The 17,265-nt window shown below is 62.0% G+C and carries 10 protein-coding genes and 1 tRNA gene; 7 read left to right on the top strand and 4 right to left on the bottom strand.

The genetic code is table 11. From position 1 onward, the window contains the following. Window positions 1–27 precede the first annotated feature (27 nt). Window positions 28–100 (top strand) — tRNA-Arg (locus NRB56_RS02135). 167 nt (window positions 101–267) lie between these two features. Here the strand turns inward: NRB56_RS02135 and NRB56_RS02130 are convergent. Then, window positions 268–459: a hypothetical protein gene (locus tag NRB56_RS02130; RefSeq protein ID WP_153338741.1), complete on the bottom strand. Its 192-nt coding sequence runs from the start codon at window positions 457–459 to the stop codon at window positions 268–270. A 559-nt stretch (window positions 460–1,018) separates the two neighbouring features. Here NRB56_RS02130 and NRB56_RS02125 point away from each other — a divergent pair. Genes NRB56_RS02125 through NRB56_RS02105 form a run of 5 tightly spaced genes read left to right on the top strand, consistent with a single transcriptional unit; the run spans window position 1,019 to window position 10,641 of the window. Further along, window positions 1,019–2,614, top strand: a complete 1,596-nt coding sequence (locus NRB56_RS02125; protein WP_227837064.1) for an N-6 DNA methylase — start codon at window positions 1,019–1,021, stop codon at window positions 2,612–2,614. Between the two features lie 35 nt (window positions 2,615–2,649). Further along, complete coding sequence (locus NRB56_RS02120; protein WP_227837062.1) at window positions 2,650–4,605, top strand: type I restriction-modification system subunit M; 1,956 nt, start codon at window positions 2,650–2,652, stop codon at window positions 4,603–4,605. Further along, entirely contained in the window at window positions 4,602–5,888 is a 1,287-nt protein-coding gene (locus NRB56_RS02115; protein ID WP_153338738.1) for a restriction endonuclease subunit S, read from the top strand. The genes NRB56_RS02120 and NRB56_RS02115 overlap by 4 nt, the downstream gene beginning before the upstream one ends. Beyond that, window positions 5,885–9,034, top strand: a complete 3,150-nt coding sequence (locus NRB56_RS02110; protein WP_153338737.1) for a type I restriction endonuclease subunit R — start codon at window positions 5,885–5,887, stop codon at window positions 9,032–9,034. Before NRB56_RS02115 ends, NRB56_RS02110 begins: the two co-directional genes overlap by 4 nt. Window positions 9,035–9,057: 23 nt before the next feature. After that, complete coding sequence (locus tag NRB56_RS02105) at window positions 9,058–10,641, top strand: serine/threonine-protein kinase (protein ID WP_153338736.1); 1,584 nt, start codon at window positions 9,058–9,060, stop codon at window positions 10,639–10,641. A gap of 348 nt (window positions 10,642–10,989) precedes the next feature. Here the strand turns inward: NRB56_RS02105 and NRB56_RS40395 are convergent, their stop codons facing one another. From NRB56_RS40395 to NRB56_RS02090, 3 genes are all read right to left on the bottom strand, one after another. After that, window positions 10,990–11,184, bottom strand: a complete 195-nt coding sequence (locus NRB56_RS40395) for a transposase family protein (protein ID WP_406603423.1) — start codon at window positions 11,182–11,184, stop codon at window positions 10,990–10,992. Between the two features lie 318 nt (window positions 11,185–11,502). Further along, entirely contained in the window at window positions 11,503–12,900 is a 1,398-nt protein-coding gene (gene ltrA / locus NRB56_RS02095) for a group II intron reverse transcriptase/maturase (RefSeq protein ID WP_227837059.1), read from the bottom strand. 713 nt (window positions 12,901–13,613) lie between these two features. Further along, window positions 13,614–16,208, bottom strand: coding sequence for an AIPR family protein (locus NRB56_RS02090; protein WP_153338734.1), 2,595 nt, complete (start codon window positions 16,206–16,208; stop codon window positions 13,614–13,616). Window positions 16,209–16,598: 390 nt separating this feature from the next. Between NRB56_RS02090 and NRB56_RS02085 the strand changes: the two genes are divergently transcribed. Further along, window positions 16,599–17,261: a sensor domain-containing protein gene (locus NRB56_RS02085; protein ID WP_194290692.1), complete on the top strand. Its 663-nt coding sequence runs from the start codon at window positions 16,599–16,601 to the stop codon at window positions 17,259–17,261. The last annotated feature ends 4 nt before the right edge of the window (window positions 17,262–17,265 follow it).

Raw genomic sequence — 17,265 nt, 5'->3', positions numbered from 1 at the left:
CCCCCACCCGGTAGTCTGACCGGGTCCGCCTCCGTAGCTCAGGGGATAGAGCGACCCTCTCCTAAAGGGTAGGCCGCAGGTTCGAATCCTGCCGGGGGCACACGTACTGGATCTACACAACCTGTTTCTGCCGCGTGGGGCTGTCGGTTGTGTGGTGTTCACAGTGGTGATCCTTTCCGCTGTGTGGGCGATGTCCGGGATGTGGTCGGCGGGCAGTGTGATGGTGATGGTCACCTGGTCACAGTTGTCGTGCAACCGGATGGCGAGCTAATTGATCTCAAATAGTTTGTGTAGCAATGGTTCCGGCGCGGCGGGAAGGTTGAGCGCCAGGGCATCGAGAAGCGCGGTGTCGGCGATGCCGGGGTGATGTGGTTCGGTGTGGTCGGCGGCGTCGAGCGCGGCGATGACCGACAGTGCGGCGGTCTTCTCGGCGTCGAGATCGGTGTAGGCGCCACGCATTCCTTGGTGAAGGGGTCGTCGGGGTCATTCTTGTGGGCTTGCCGCAGGATCGAGATCTGCTGGCGTTGGGACAACAGGTTTCGCGATGGCGGGCGCGTCGGCATTCGATGCCGCCGCGACGCTCATGCAAGTCGCGAAGTCGGCGAGCGACCAGCTGGTCAGATGCCCATCCGGAACACGCGACGCACTCATTGGACCGCCGTTCCCGTCGCTGGTTCGCGGATAGCCAGCTTGGACCAACAGCGGATCTTGCCGGTCGCAAATTGCGTGGTCTGGAGTGAAGGCAGCGGTTTCCGGAGGTCGCGGCCGTGGTGCGCGGTCAGCTCGCCGTGGCAGCCATGGAGGAGGCGGTGTCCGCGGTGTTGGCGTGTGATGCGAAGCGCGGTGGTTCGATGCTCATATCTGGCGTCCGGAGAGGACGAGTTGGGGCGGCGGCGCCGACGGACCGCCTGATAAAACGACAGCAGTGATGTGAACGTAGATAATGAGCGTCAACAGGAATTCTCCATAGCATGCAACTAATTTGCGTACACAGCTCTGGATGTGTACGTTCGTCGCCATGAGCTTCGACGAACCCGACGCATTGACAGCGGCCGCCATCGCGCGGCTGGCCGGCGTCGGCCGCGCCGCGGTCTCGAACTGGCGCAAGCGCTATCCCGACTTCCCGCAGCCAAACGGCGGAACCTCAGCCAGCCCAACGTTCTCGCGCGCCGAAGTCGAGGCCTGGCTGACCGCGACAGGGAAGGCCGAGCAGCTTGCGACGGCCGGTCGTACCGACACCGGTACCCACCTCCTCAATGCCCAGGAAGCCGAGGCCACCGACGAACCAAGACTGTCCCCGGAACAACTCTTGGCCAGGATCATCGCGTCACTGCTGCCTCGCGCGATAGCCGCGGAACAACCCATGAACACCAGAGATGTCGAAGTACCCGTCGTCATCGACCCGGCGGGCGGTTCAGCCCCCCTTTTGGAGGCTGTCGCCGCCAGGTTCGGCGAACGGGTCCACACGGTCGGTCGAAGCCCTCTCGGCGCCGCCGCCGGTGCGGTCTGCGTCCCGTCGCTCGACCCGCCGAAACAGGCATCCGAGCGGGCGGACGCCGGGACAAGCTGGGAGTTCGGCGTGCCTACCAGTCGCGATAGCGAGCTGGCCTGGGTGCAGCAGTGCTATGCCTACCTGCGTCCGCGTGGCGTCGCCGTTGTCGCCGTCTCTGCCCGAACCTGCTTCCAAGCCTGGGGTCAGCAAATTCGCGCCGCCCTGGTCCGCTCCGGTGTATTGCGCGACGTGATCGCGCTGCCGAAGGGCATGGGACCTTCACCCGACACCGAGCTCTGTCTCTGGGTGCTTCGCCGCCCCTACGGCACACCCGACTACGCCCCTGTACGCATGGTCAACCTGTCCGGGGTCTCCGACCCGCGCGATGTGCCGTACCAGCGCGCGGTATGGCAGCAGCTCTTCACCGACGCCTCACCGGAAATTTCCCGGTCGGTCGCGCGTGTGGAGTTGCTCGACGGCGACACGAATCTGCTTCCGTCGCGCCATGTCGTGGCTCGAGTTGAGGCCGATGCCGAGGACATCGCCGGCGTGACCCGGCGTCTACAGGTTCTCTACACGCAGATTGGGCAGGGCCTTCCCCGATTCGCCGCTCCCGACTCTCCACCGCGGCACTCCACGGTGACCATCGCCGAACTGGAACGAGTCGGCGCGCTCACCATCCGCACCCGGGAAACCATCCCGCGCGCCGGTGACGTGCTCATCCGGACCCTCGGTCGACCTCCGATCGTCGCCACCGGGGCCCGATCGGACGAAGTGGGCGTGTCCCAGGTCATCGAGGTCGACCTGGCTCGGATGGACCCGTATTTCGTCGCAACGTTCCTTCAGGCCGATGCCAATACACTGCCCACATCCAATACGATCGGCGTCCTCAGCCGCGACGATCTGCGGCGCTGCCGCATTCCTCGACTGCCGTCGGCGGAGCAGGGCCGCTACGGCGCGGCGTTTCGGCAGCTATTGGAGCTGCGCGACGCGCTATCCGCGCTCGCTGCGGCGAGCGCGAACGTGATCGACCAGACCCTCCATGCCCTGACTATCGGCGTTTTGACTCCAAAATTGTTACCTATCAACAAAACTGACAATATCAACTCGAACCGAAGGTGACACGAGGCATGACCTCAGGACCCACACACCAGAAGATGGCGAACGACATCTGGTCGGTCGCCGATCTGCTGCGCGGCGACTACAAGCGCCACGAGTACGGACAGGTGATCCTGCCGTTCACGGTGCTGCGCCGGCTCGATGCGGTAATGGCCTCCACCCGTGACGCCGTCCGTGAACGTGACGCGAAACTGGAGGCTAGCGGCGTCCAGAACAAGGAGAAGGTGCTGGGGCGAACGGCGAAGCTGCCGTTCTTCAACACCTCCCAGCAGGACTTCGGTACCATCGCGTCCGACTCGACGAGCGTGGCGAAAAACCTGCGCGACTACATCAACGGCTTCTCCCCGAACGTGCGCAAGCTCCTCGAGCGGTTCGACTTCGACAACCAGATCACCAAGTTGGCGAGCGCGAAACTGCTGTACCAGGTGATCGGCCGGTTCGCAGCGATGAAGGACCTCGACAAGCTCGACGGCCACGACATGGGCTACGTCTTCGAGCATCTGATCCGGCTGTTCGCAGAAGCCTCTAACGAGACCGCCGGTGAGCACTTCACTCCGCGTGAAGTCATCAAGCTGATGGTGAACCTGCTCATCGCCCCCGACGCGGACACCGTCGCCGGTGAGGGCCAGGTCATCAACATCCTCGACCCGGCCTGCGGCACCGGCGGCATGCTCACCGCCGCCGAGGAGCACATCAAGGCGATCAACCCCAAGGCCGAGGTATACCTGTACGGCCAGGAGATCAACCCCGACGCGTGGGCCACCTGCCAGTCGGAGATGCTGATCCGCAGCCAGCCCGGCGAGGTCGTGTTCGGCAACTCGTTCAGCGAAGACGGCTTCAAGGACCGCAAGTTCGACTACATGCTGTCCAACCCGCCGTTCGGCGTGGAATGGAAAAAGGTCAAGGACTTCGTCGAAGCCGAAGCCGAACTCGGCTTCGCCGGCCGCTTCGGCGCGGGTACCCCCCGCATCAACGACGGCTCGTTCCTGTTCCTGCAGAACATGATCGACAAGATGGAGCCGGTCGAAGGCAAGGGCTCCCGCCTCGCGATCGTCTTCAACGGCTCCCCGCTGTTCACCGGCGCCGCCGAATCCGGTGAATCCCGCATCCGCCAGTGGATCCTGAAAAACGATCTCCTGGAAGGCATAGTCGCGCTACCGGATCAGTTGTTCTACAACACCGGCATCTCCACTTATTTCTGGGTGCTGTCCAACCGCAAGTCGAAGCGCCTGCGCGACAAGGTGATCCTGCTCGACGCCCGCGACCAGTGGGAGAAGATGCGAAAATCGTTGGGCGACAAGCGCAAACACATCAGTGATGCCCAAATCGGCCACATAACGAAGATGTACGTCACTGCCGTCGACATCGCCACCGACCCGACGCACCCGGACCACGCCAAGGTGAAGATCTTCGCTACCCGCGACTTCGGCTACAACCGCATCACCGTCGAACGCCCGCTGAAACAGCGCTTCGAAATTACCGAAGACACCCTCGCCGCGCTCGAAGACGCGAAGCCGCTGGCGAAATGGGCCGACCGTGACGACCTGGTCGCTGCCCTACGTGGGCTGACCGGCTCGGTGTGGTGGACCAAGAACGAAGCAGCCAACGCAATGAAAGCCGCCATCAAAGGTGCTGACGCAACCTGGCCGAGTACCGCTGCGCTACAGAAGGGTTTGTGGGCCGCGGTGTCGATCTCCGACCCCGACGGCGAGGTGCAGACGGCGAAGGACGGCTCGGTCCTGCCGGACCCCGACCTGCGCGATTACGAGAACATCCCACTGGATGAGGACATCAACGAGTACTTCGCCCGCGAAGTGACGCCGCATGTTCCGGACGCGTGGATCGACCGCGACAAAGACAAGGTCGGGTACGAAATTCCGTTCACACGGCACTTCTACGTCTACACCCCCCCGCGGCCGCTGGCGGAGATCGACGCGGAACTGCGGGAGCTGGAGGAGCAGATCCAGAAGCTGCTGGGGGAGGTGACTAGGTGAGTTGGCCGAAAGCGCCACTTCGGAGGATCTTCCGCGTGGTAAACGGTGGCACTCCTACGTCTAGTGCCGCGTTCTGGGACGGAGACGTACCATGGGCGACGCCCGTCGATATAGGTAGCGTGGACGGCGAATACCTCGGCACCACCCAACGATACTTAACCGAGGATGGAGTGCTCGCTGGGTCGCGAGCGGTTCCGGAAGGTTCGCTTGTGCTTTCGACACGGGCGCCGATCGGTTATGTCGCGCAAGTTTCAACGAGGATGGCATTCAACCAGGGTTGTCGCGGCTTGGTCGCGACGTCGCCGGTTGATATCAGATACTTCCGTTACCAGATTGTCTCGCTACGGGAGGAATTAGTGTCGCGGGGGGCAGGTTCGACATTTATGGAGCTGTCTAGCGACGGTTTGGCGTCCGTGCCATTAAGTATCCCGCCAATCGACGAGCAGCGCCGCATCGCCGACTTCCTCGACGCTGAGACATTGCGGATCGACGCCATGGTATGCGCGCGCAGGAAGCAGGTCGACAAGTTAAATGAGCGCTATAGTTCCGCCATATCTGAGCTTGTTACGCCCGGTATTTCGATAGTCGTCAGCGGGTCGAGGCGATGGCCTTGGCTGCCTGCGCACCTTAGGACTACGCGTCTCGGACACTTTGCCGTGGTTCAATCAGGAGTGACTGTGCATGGCGCACGCGAACGCACTACGGACGACGCCGAGTTTCCCTATCTGCGTGTTGCTAACGTCCAGGATGGCCAGATAGATGTTTCGGATATCAAGACTATCGTGATACCGCGTTCGATGGCTCGCGGATCCATGCTGAAACCAGGGGATGTTCTAATGACGGAAGCCAACGGCAATCCTGACAACCTTGGCCGTGGCGCTGTCTGGAATGGCGGGCTAGTCAATATGGTTCATCAAAACCACGTCTTTGCAATCCGCCTCGATCAATCAGCAATATTTCCGGAGTATCTCTCTGCACTGCTAGCTTCTCAGCATGGTCGTCGATACTTTCGATTCACGTCGACGCAAGTAGGCATCGCAACAACTAGTAGCGCAAAGGTTCGCGATTTCCCGGTCCCGGTAACAACGCTCGCAGAACAACGAGTCGCGGTTAAGGAATACGAGCGACTTCGCGATACAAGCCGTCGACTGATGGATGTACTGGACTGCCAGCTGACCTACCTCGCCGAACGCCGTCAGGCGTTGATCACCGCCGCTGTCACCGGCCAGATCGACGTCACCACCGCCCGCCGCTTCACCCCGTCCGAAAGCGTGTCCGCATGACCCCAGGCGCTCATACCGAGCTGGCATTCGAAAAGCGTGTCGAGGTGGAGCTTCTCGACCGTGGGTGGTCCCGTGCGCAGGGAACGTTCGACGTCGAGCTCAGCATCGACAACGGCGAGATGTTCCGGTTCATCGGTGCCACGCAAGGCGATGCGTGGAACAAGCTTGTCGACCGTGCGGGTGATGCGAACACCGCGCAGCGGGAGTTCGTGCACTTGGTCGCGGCCGAGATCGACGCGCGTGGCGCGCTGGACGTTCTGCGGCAGGGGGTGCGCACCAAGGGCATCTTGATCAACCTCGCATATTTCCGGCCGGGTCACACCCTCGCTGCGGATGCGTTGCGTGAGTATCGCCGCAATGTGCTGTCGGTCGCTCGGCAGCTGCATTACAGCAAGCGTCATCCGGACAAGTCGTTGGACATGGCGTTGTTCGTCAACGGGCTGCCGGTGGCGACGGTCGAGCTGAAGAACCCGAACACGGGCCAGAACGCCGACCATGCCATCGCGCAGTACCGGGATCACCGCGATCCGAAGGAGCCGTTCTTCGCGAAACGCACTCTCGTGCATTTCGCGGTGGACCCCGATCGGGCTTTCGTCGCGACGCAGTTGCAGGGCAAAGACACCCCGTTCCTGCCGTTCAACATCGGCTCCAACGGGCCGGGGATATCGGGCGGCGCCGGGAATCCGCCGGTGGAGCCGGGTTCGGGGACCTATGCGGTTGCCTATCTGTGGGAGCAGATCTGGGACTTCGACAACTGGCTCGAACTGATGCAGCGGTTCATTCACATCAAGGCGCCAGATCGCAAGGGCGTGAAGGCCAATCCGCACACCGATCCGCGAATCTTCCCGCGCTACCACCAGTGGGATGCGGTGCAGAAGATGGTCGCCGATGCACGGGAAAACGGCGCGGGGAATAACTACCTGATTCAGCATTCGGCCGGCTCGGGGAAGTCGAATACCATCGCGTGGCTTGGGCATCGGCTGTCGAACCTGTTCGACGCGGCGAATCAGCCGGTGTTCCACAAGGTTATCGTGATCACCGACCGTGTGGTGTTGGACCGGCAGCTGCAGAAGACGATCTTCCAGTTCGATCACACGCCGGGCGTGGTGAAGAAGATCGACGAGGACTCGACGCAGCTGGCAGCGGCGCTGGCGGACAGTACGTCGAAGATCATTATCTCCACACTGCAGATGTATCCGTTCGTGCTGGGGAAGATCGCGGACATGGACCTCGCCGGGATGCGGTATGCGGTCATCATCGACGAGGCCCATTCATCGCAGGGCGGCGAGTCGGCGATCCGGCTCAAGCAGGCGCTGGGCGCCAACGCGGCGCCCCGTGAAGAGGACGAGGACGATGCGGAATACATGACGCGGGTGCGGGGCAAACAGCCGAACCTGTCGTACTTCGCGTTCACGGCCACGCCGAAGTCGCCGACGCTGAAGCTGTTCGGGCGGTTCGAGCCGGACAGGGTGCATCCGCGTACCGGCGCGCAGGGCATGTACGTGCCATTCCATATCTACTCGATGCGGCAGGCGATCGACGAGGGCTACATCCTCGATGTACTGGCCAACTACATCACCTACGACACGAAGTGGCGGCTGAACAACGTCGCCGTGGACCAACAGGAGTCGGGCCTGGGGAACCCGGAGGTCGACAAGGCGAAGGCGAAGGCGAAGCTTGTTCGTCTGGCCGAACTGCACCCGACGGCGGTGGATCAGCGGGCCAGGCATATCGTCGACGATTTCCGGGAGCACGTTGCCGGGACGCTCGGAGGCCGGGCGAAAACGATGGTGGTCACGCCCAGCCGCATGCATGCACACGATCTTTACCAGGCGATGCGCCGGTACATCGAGCTGTGCGGATTCACCGACTGCGGAACGCTGATCGCATTCTCGGGGCAGTTGAAGATAGAAGAAGGGGTCGAAGTCAGCGAGGCCCAGCTCAACGGATTCTCGGAGAGGCAACTCCCCGACAAGTTCGGCTACGTCAAGGCCGACGATCCACAGGCCGCAGCGCGCAAGCAGAACGAATATCGCCTGCTCGTGGTCGCGGAGAAATATCAGACCGGCTTCGACCAGCCGCTGCTGTGCGGTATGTACGTGGACAAGCCGCTGACCGGTGTCACAGCGGTGCAGACGTTGTCGCGGCTCAACCGGATTCACCCGTTGAAATCCCAGGACGACATCCACATCCTCGACTTCGTCAACGATGCCGAGGACATCAAGAAGTCATTCGAGGACTGGTTCGAGGCCACCATCACCGAGCCGCCGCAGCCGGACATGCTCTACACCAAGCAGCGTGAGGTGATGGAGTTCGGCGTGCTCGTCTCGTCGGAGATGGCCGCGTTCGTGACTTTGCTCAAGGCCGCGTCGCCGGGCCGCATGTCGGATCCCACCGAAGGCAAACTGCACGCCGACCTGCATGAAGCGCTGAAGCCGGCGCTTGATCGTTTTGTCAACCTGGAGACCGACGACGAGCGGGAAGGCTTCCGCACGGCGTTGAAGAACTTCGTGCGCGCCTACAATCTGCTCGCGCAGATCGTCGACTGGCCGGACGCTGAGCTGGAACGTCTGTACCAGTTCGGTCGGATTCTCTTGATTCGGCTGCCCGGCAGGCCTTCTACCTCTGTCGACATCGGCGACGCCGACTTGAGCCACTACCGGCTCGAATTCACGGGGCGGCATAACGTGTCGCTGGCACCGGTCGGAGACCGCGATGTTCGAGGCCACGCCGCCGATGGCGGCGGTTACAAGGAGCCGGACGTCACCCCCCTGTCGGAGATCATCGACGAGCTCAATCAGCGGTTCGGTCTTGACCTGGGCACCAGCGATGAAATCCTGGTGAACCAGCAGGTAGCCGGACTTGTCGAGGACGCTGGCATGCAGCAGATCGGTCTCATGAACGACGAGGCTCGTTTCGCCCAGGTAGCGAGCGACCGGCTCGACGACATCGTCGTCGAGAACGCCGAGCGCAACACCGAGTTCATGAAGCTGTACTTCGACAACGGCGAGTTCCAGCAGGCTATCAAGCAAGCCGCTGCGAAGCGGGCGTACCGCATCATCAATGCGCCGGCCCGCGACGAGGCCCTCGCGCGGTTGCGTGCGGAGATGGACCGCGCCACCGTGGATCGCATGCGGGAAGAATGAAACCGAATTGGGGGTAGGTCACGATGGCGGACGAACTCGTGGCAGGCAAGCGGTTGCTGGCGGGCCGGTACCGGATTGACGGGCTGCTGGGCAGTGGCGGCATGAGCGAGGTGTTCTACGGATGGGACGAGCGACTTGATCGCAAAGTGGCGATCAAGCTGCTCAAACCGCCGTCCGGGCCGGTGCCGTCGGGACCTGTCAGCCCGGAAGCCGTGGAAATTCTCGAGGCTTTGGAACGGGATCGGAAGCGGTTCGTGCGGGAAATCCGCACCACCGCGCGGCTGGAACTGACGGGAACACCGGCCGTATATGACACCGGGGTCGAGACGCGGGCCGACGGCACCACGCAGTTGTGGCTGGTCATGCAGCTGCTTCGCGGCAAGACGCTGCAGACGATGCTCGACCACACCGATTTCGTGGACAGTCAGCCGAGCATCGCGTGGGCCGCGTCCATCGCGGCCCAGATCGCGGCTGTGTTGTCCGAGGTGCACCAGGTCGACATCGTGCATCGAGATATCAAGCCCGCCAATGTGATGATCGTCGACGGCGGGCTGGTCAAGCTTCTGGACTTCGGCATCGCGATCCTGCACGGCAGCGGGGCATTGCCGAGGCTCACTCAGATCGACCGCACCGTGGGAACGCCGCCGTATATGTCGCCGGAGCAGTGGCTCGGTCAGATGGTGACATCCGCGTCGGACATCTACTCGCTCGGCTGCCTGCTATTCGAGCTCCTGACGGGAGACCTCCCGTTCCTGGGCGTCGACGGAGCCGTGCGATCGCAACATCTGCAATCCAGTGTGCCGTCCGTGCGTTCGCGCCGCCCCGAAATACCGCTGGACCTGGATGTCCTCGTGACGGCGATGCTTGATAAAGACGCAACGGAGCGGCCCGCCGCGCTGACGGTGTACGGCACGCTGCTGCCATTTGCCATGGTCGCCGAGAATGGCCGAGCCCGAAGCCAGGACCCCGACCCCACCGGCCCATTTCGGCGCCCGCTGGTGAACTCGATCGCTGTAGCGGCGTCAACCAATAGCGGTGCGGAGCTCACCAACGGCGAGGTGCATCAGCTGTGGGACGATATTGATCTGGCGCTGAGAGAGGATCGTCCATCCCAAGCGGTCAGCTTGCTGGAAGATGGTGTCGCGCGAGCGGGCCACGACCCCGCGTTGGCGCTGCTGCTACGGAAGGAGTTGGCTGCGGCCCTGTATGTCTGCGGTGAATTCGGTCGAGCAGCGGCGCTGTTTGACGAAGTCGGAGAACAGTACCGCAGACTTCGTCCGCTTTCTGATCCCGATGTTCTCAGCTGTGCCCTTCAGGCGGGCCACGCCTATGCCCAGATCGGCAAAGCCGAGAAGGCCTTGCCCCAGCTACTTTTCTTCGTACACAATGCCGCAGTGGGGGATAGCGACCAGCTCCATGTGGTGCTCGAAACGCGGTTCGTCATCGCACAGCTGCGCGCCGCGACCGGGCGTGTCGATGAGGCTCTGGGTGACTTCGATGCGTTGCGACCTGATCTGGTCAGTGCCTTCGGCGCAGTGTCAACCCACGTGCGCAACCTTGACAAGCAAGCCAAGCGACTCCGACAGGCGGGAAACGGGACATGGTGAAGGAAGCCTGAATCATGCTCGCCGAACCGCAGATTCGAGGCTGCAAAACCTCCCCGACGTACGCGTCGAGCCCCTGCTTGGATCGCCGGCGCAAACGGCATGCGGAAGCTGAACGAGCTGGCCGACGCCGACCCGGACGTAGCCCATGTGCACCAGGCGTATGTCGGCCGGGAGGACACGTTAGGGGTACGAGGCCGCCTACTACGCTCAACAACCACCACGCCGACCGGCGCTGGTCTGACACCGAAGCCGGTCCCCAACCCGTGACGGTTCACCACACCCGAGATCCCGGCACACAGTCGCGCCGCAGTCCGGCCGCCCGGCGCCAGCGCGAACCGCCTCAGCACCTCACCGAGCGCGAGACTGCGACGCCCGTACCGCACCGTCAACCCGTTCACCTGCTCGGCCAAGATCCGCCGCCAGGCACCCGCTGTTTCCACAGAACGATCGCCGCACCCGCAACCTCAGCGCTACCTCCCGGCCCGCCACCGCGACGTCGGCGATCTCACGGACATAACGGCTGTGAACCCGCGCCGCGACCACCCCGCACGCCGGGGACGGCTACGGGATCCCCGCGGTCACCGCATCGAACCGGACCACCGCCCGGACCCGGGACTCACCCACCACCCGCACCCGACCGATCCGGGAACATCAACTGTCACAACGCCTCTGCGACACCATCAACCGCCACGCCCGGAAGTTCTACCGGAAACCACAGCACCCCAACACAATCGACGACCGACCATCGCTGAGTAGGCCCGGAGCGCGGTGTCGGGGTTGCTCCCGATCCGTCTCTCCGGACCTCTCGCCGAACCCGCCGTGCGCCTCTCGACGCAACGGGCTCTCCACGGTTTCCTGCCGTCAGGCTGTTCGTGGGGTCGTCCATCGGTTGGGGATTGTGTGGCCGCGCCATCGGTAGCGGCTCACTGTCACATTGCCCATATCGAACAACTCGGTCCCGTCCGCCGCCGTGATGGGGAGCCATCGCCCTGTTCGGGTGGTGTATCGGCGCCGGATGTCATGCCAACTCCAGCGATGCCGGGTTTGTAGCATCCGGATCACCCGCTGCCAGACGAAGTGCTGCAGCGCGTCGAACCGGCTCTTGGCCACGGCATGCTTGAAATAGTTGGACCAGCCACGCAGAATCTGGTTGAGCCGCATGATCACATACCCCAGACCCTGCTGCGACTGCCGATGGGTCAGAGCACGGACTTTCGTCTTCAACGACCGGATGGGCCGGTCGCCGATGAAGGTGTAGACGAACCATTTGCCCGAGCCCCGCTTGCGACGCCACTGGATGCGGAATCCCAGGAAATCGACCCCTTCCGACAAGTGCCGCACTCGGGTCTTTTCCGGTGAAAGCCGAAGACCCAGAGGCGAAATCACCTGCCCGACCTGCTCGCGCATCGCCTCCGCATCATCCTGAGTCCCATGGACCAGGACGAGGAAGTCGTCGGCGTAGCGGACGATCCGCCACGCCGGTAACCCTTTCCGGCGACGGTATGCCCGCTTGCTCTCGCTGGTCATCGTCCCGCCCGGCTTCCACGGCGCCATCACCTGCTCGTCGAGCACGCTCAGCGCGATATTGGCCAGAAGCGGAGACAGGATGCCGCCCTGCGGGGTGCCGGTCATGGTGTCGCGCCGGTCACCGAGCTCGGTGAGAATCCCGGCCTTGAGGAACGCCTTGACCAGCGCCAGGATGCGTTTGTCTTTGACCCGCAACCGAACCCGGTCCATCAGGGCCGTGTGGTCGATCGAGTCGAAACACTCCTCGATATCCGCGTCCAGCACCCACCGGTAACCGCGGGTGCTGTAGTAGTGGATCTCGGCGATCGCGTCCTGGGCCCGCCAATTGGGCCGGAACCCATAGGAGACCGGCTCGAAGTCGGCCTCGAAGATCGGTTCCAGCACCAGCTTCAGCGCGGCCTGGACGACCCGGTCGGTCACCGTCGGAATCCCGAGGCGCCGAACCTTTCCCGACCCTCCCGGTTTGGGGATCTTGCGTTCCCGCACCGGCAGTGGCCGAAAAGACCCGTCTTTCAACGAGATCCGCAGATCGTCCAGGAACCCAGGAACCCCGACCAGGTCCTCGACATCGGCGACGGTCATGCCGTCGACACCCGGGGTGCGGGCTCCGTGGTTGCCCGCGACCCGGTCGAACGCCATCAGCAGCGTCGCCGGATCGTGCACGAAGTTGAACAGATCATCGAACCGGCGACCGGGATCGGCCGCCGCCCAACAGTGAAGCTTGGCCTGCATCTCCGATACCCGCCGGCGCGGCCCCGCAGGGTCCACCGGCGCGGCGTCACCGTTCGGTGGCGCGTCTTTCGGCATTGCAGCATCCGTCCTTTCTCGAAACCGCTGCCGCCCTTCGCCATGTGACCGGCTTTCCCGGCCTCGGACTACTACGGCGGCTCCGCCCCACCCGGCCGGTTCGACCGTCGGTGTGTCTATCCCCAACGGGCGCAACCGGATCGCTGCGCCATCGGGGAGCCCGACCGGGTGGTTCCCGTGTTCACTGTGATTCGCTCGACGAAGGAGGAGCCCGACTGTGTCCCTGCGGCATCGCCACGGGTACGCCGTAGACCTTCCCCGTGGCCTCCCGACCGGCTTCGATAAACCGATCAGGGAGTTCCCGGCCGAATCGGCCGGTACGCACCGCTTCCTGCCCAGATCCGCCAGGTTCGAGCAGGTGTCCCATTGAGGGACGTAACAACGCCGGTTCCTCGCGTACTCCTCTTCATCCCGCTTGCCGGACCCGCACCATCTGGCAGTACTGGCCACGCCCCGGCGTTGTCAGGGCTGCTCCCACCCTCCCCGGCACCACCCGGATCAGGCTGCCCTCAGCTCCACCGACCTGCTACGACAGGCCAGTGGCGGGGGTCTCTCACCTCCGCTCGAATCACAGCGCCTCACGGCGCAAATCGAATGTGGGACAGAGCCAACGTCAGTGAGCCCGTCAATACTATCGGTTATATGACGCCCCGGCCTTCTGCACCGAGGTATCCGACGACAGCACTGAATCGCTTGTTCAGCTCGGTGTGAGTTAATCCGGAAATTTGTGCCATATGATTCAGTGCGGGAATCCATCTTTTTATCAATATATCTTGAAGCCGTGGCCCGAACTCGGCCCGCTGCGCTTCTCTCGTGAGGAACGGCGGCAGGAAACAAAGCGCGATCAACTGCAGGGACGAACTGTTCAGGTTCGAAAAATATAACCAGTATGGAAACGCGGCATCGAGATTGTGAATGTACGCGCGGACCTCCTCTATTTCAAACAGCTCGGCCGAAGTATCGTTATAGCCGTCGATGAGTAGATCCACAATACCTACGGTCTTTCGCGCTTTTGATGGTGAATCGTACAGTGAACCGAGCACGTTCAGAATGGTATCGACTTCTCCAGACTCGATCTGTTCCCGACTGATAACAATCGCAATCCTATCCGCTGCGTCCAAAGAAGGTGACAATTCCTCGGGAGTTCTGCGCAATTTTTCGGCGATATCGGCCAGCGATCCTTGATCCGGCACCACCCAGCACTTCGGCCCTTGGACCGCGACGGGAGCTTTGTCCCAGCCCGCAAGGCTCCACATGTGCATGATGAGACCGGTTGGCGAGTACTGTTTTCCGTCCGCTTCCCAAAGCACAGGCTTGCTGCGATCGGCCACCCAACTGGCGCGGCCACGGCGCGGATCGACTCGTATCCATTCAGATATAGCGGCTTCTTCCCGCGGGGTCAGTGCCCGATAATACAGCGGCGTACCCGCCTTGAGGTGGTTCGCGTCGAGCAATACCGAAACAGCGCTTTTAGACCTGGATTTAGTGGTTTTCTTCGCGGTCCGGTATTCAAAAGGCAGCGATGGAATGCTTTCCTGAACTCGTACATGGGCCAGAACCTGCTCGGCCAGGAGACGGCTTTTACCCTCATCGGTGAAGGTCTTTGAAACAAAAGACTTCGCACCGAGTTCCCGGTCGTTCTCGACGATCAGCCAAGCCAGCAGGTTTCCGACCTGGGCAGCTATTCGGTCCATTATTAGTTCCCAATTGGCTTCAGGATTCTCCAGCTCATCGGATTCAATGAGGCGAAAGCACATGTGCGTAAGCAGAAGATCACTATATTCTGCGACGACAAGGGCCCGTTCGCGAAGGCGCTTGGTTTCTACGTCGATCTGAGCACGGATACGCCGGTAAAGTAAAACACAGCGCCAAATTTCCAGCGCTGGAGGCTGATTACCGAATAACAGTGGATATGTGCCGCCTTTGCTCTGGTCCCATAACGTATCCTGATTTATTTTTGCACGAACAGCGATATCGGGATTGGGGTGAGCGCAAGCTAGGGCGAGCGCCGCTTCGACGACGGAGCATCCTGAGTCTCGGGGCGGATCGGCCTCACCGCGATGAAAGACATACGTGAGGTCCAGACCCATCATGAAGTCGTCCCGGATCTTCGCCTGAGTGCCATCAAGAGTGATGAAATCGCGCGGCTCGATATGGTTTTGAGTGTTTGTACTTTGGGTAATTGTCTTACCGAGATCCGTCATATCGGATGGTACCGAAATGATACGCACCATGACGTCAGCATGGGCAACTTGAGCGAGAGCTTCTTTTGCGGCACGGTGGGCTGCTTGAACCGTCTGAGCACCGTTGACTACCTTTGCATCAGACAGCGTCAGTTCAAGAGGTTCATCGTTGCGAAAACGGCTTCCGTAGTGTCGGCTACGGACCGCTTCTGCGCACAGAATCGTAATTCCGTTGTTCTTAGCCCAGAAGCTTTCGGGGTCATCGAGTAGCGTTTGGACCATTCCCTGATTGACCGAGGTCAGCCCGAGAGCCTTCCGTACGTTCGACTCGAACAGTCGATTCCCAAATTGCTCGTACCATTGAGCAAGATAAGACATAGAGACAGTACCGAAGTAGGATTCAGAAATGCCGTCCCATGGCAGCCAACGAGACATTGGCACCACCAGCTCGACCGGATGCGGACTCATATCGTCGCGGACGAACTGCCAGAATTCAGACGCGGCTATAACTCGCTGATGCACCCACCTACCGTGGCTGTTGAAATGAGTGGCAGCGTCATTGAATTCTGCTTGGACGTCGGGGTGGACATGGCCGTCACCCATCACCGCAAGGACCAGAGTAACTTGCGCCTTCGGGTTCTGAATCAGCGATTTCACTCGTCCGGACATAGCATGGAATCTGGGGTTGAACCTGGTGAAACTTTGATCCTCGATCTTGCGGAACCCGTCGACCAGGTCTCGGACGTAAGCCGCCTTTATTCCAGCCGTACCTTTATCGCTCCACTTTGCCTGTATTAGGTAAAGATCAGGAGTTCCGTCCGCGAAAGCGATTGCGTCGATGCCGCGATCGTCCCTACTGTCGATGACTGAGGATGCGGCAGTAGACGCATCGCACCCTACGAGCATCCGGGCCGCCAGCGCTGCGAGGCTACGAGAGACCCGACATCTCTCGATCTCGGTCGCGTCCTTGCTTTCGACGTCCGAGACATCTACGAGCTCACCGAAGTCACGGAGAATCGCCCGCCTCACGTGTTCCACCTGTGCCGACATGGTCGCGACCCCCCTTGAGCTCTGGACATGATCCTACCGGTTGCCGGATATTACCCCGAATATTGCAAGACTGGGGAATGGCCGAGCGAAACACCTGACCAGAGCACCATTTTCGAGCCGCCCAATCTGCCCCTAATTACACGATTGCCGATCTCTAGACACGGCATTCTCCTTCAATTAAAATACCGTCCGGTTGGAACAATCGACTGCTCACGGGCTTACCCGGCACGCGTCCCACAACACACAACCGCCGTTGCTTCGCTGATCTCGATCAGGACGTGACGTGTGCGTGGCTCCACTGGACAGATGCGTCGGCGCCGCGCGACCATTGGCAGGGAGCCGGTGGTCGTCGTTCGGGGGCCACGACCGGACGTGACCAGGGGGAAGCTGATGGCGTTGTTGCCGAGAGGTTTCGGTATCGGTGCGGTGTCGGCCGCTTTTGTCGCCGCTTCGGGTTGTTCAGTGGTCGGTGGCTCCGCCACTCCGGACTACCCGGCCGGCAGCATCGATGCTGCGTTGATGAGCATGCACGACGCCGGTGGGCGGGTCGGCTCGGCACTGTGGTTCCGGATCGATGCCGGTAAACCCGATGCGGCGCAATCGGTTACGCCGCCAGATTGTCAGGTTGCGGCTACGCCGGCGTCGGATCTGGTGTTCGGGAACTCTTGGACCGGCTTCCGGCTCAGCACTTTTCAGGAGAACGCCAATACCTGGGATCACAGCCTCACGCAGGCGGTGGGCCGGTACGACAACGCCGAACGGGCGCGGGACGCGTTCGCGAAGCTGACCCAGGGCCTGACGACGTGCGGCGACAAGGAGATTGCAGTTCTCGGCACCGCCGACGCTGTGGACTCCAAGTGGCGCAACCATATCGACGTATCCACTGGCGACACTGCGCGGTGGAATGCCGAGCAACTCGATGCCACCGATTGGCGCTGTTATCGCGAGGCCCGATTGAAAGAAGCCGTGCTACTGCAGGTCGCGCTGTGCCAATCCGGCAACGGGCAGCCTGCGGCGACGGCGATCGCGGACAAAGTCGCCGCCAAACTGTAAGGGC

The sequence above is a fragment of the Nocardia aurantia genome (assembly GCF_009604425.1).
In the GTDB taxonomy this organism is placed as follows: domain Bacteria; phylum Actinomycetota; class Actinomycetes; order Mycobacteriales; family Mycobacteriaceae; genus Nocardia; species Nocardia aurantia.
The sequence above is the reverse complement of the archived record's forward strand: the minus strand, read 5'-3'. Positions and strand labels throughout refer to the sequence as shown.

What these genes read in the sequence shown, in the direction of transcription:
- NRB56_RS02130 (WP_153338741.1), bottom strand. Translation starts at nt 459, where the DNA reads ATGCGTGGCGCCTACACCGATCTCGACGCCGAGAAGACCGCCGCACTG.
- NRB56_RS02110 (WP_153338737.1), top strand. Translation starts at nt 5,885, where the DNA reads ATGACCCCAGGCGCTCATACCGAGCTGGCATTCGAAAAGCGTGTCGAG.
- NRB56_RS02105 (WP_153338736.1), top strand. Translation starts at nt 9,058, where the DNA reads ATGGCGGACGAACTCGTGGCAGGCAAGCGGTTGCTGGCGGGCCGGTAC.
- ltrA (WP_227837059.1), bottom strand. Translation starts at nt 12,900, where the DNA reads ATGCAGGCCAAGCTTCACTGTTGGGCGGCGGCCGATCCCGGTCGCCGG.
- NRB56_RS02120 (WP_227837062.1), top strand. Translation starts at nt 2,650, where the DNA reads ATGGCGAACGACATCTGGTCGGTCGCCGATCTGCTGCGCGGCGACTAC.
- NRB56_RS02085 (WP_194290692.1), top strand. Translation starts at nt 16,599, where the DNA reads ATGGCGTTGTTGCCGAGAGGTTTCGGTATCGGTGCGGTGTCGGCCGCT.
- NRB56_RS02090 (WP_153338734.1), bottom strand. Translation starts at nt 16,208, where the DNA reads ATGTCGGCACAGGTGGAACACGTGAGGCGGGCGATTCTCCGTGACTTC.
- NRB56_RS02125 (WP_227837064.1), top strand. Translation starts at nt 1,019, where the DNA reads ATGAGCTTCGACGAACCCGACGCATTGACAGCGGCCGCCATCGCGCGG.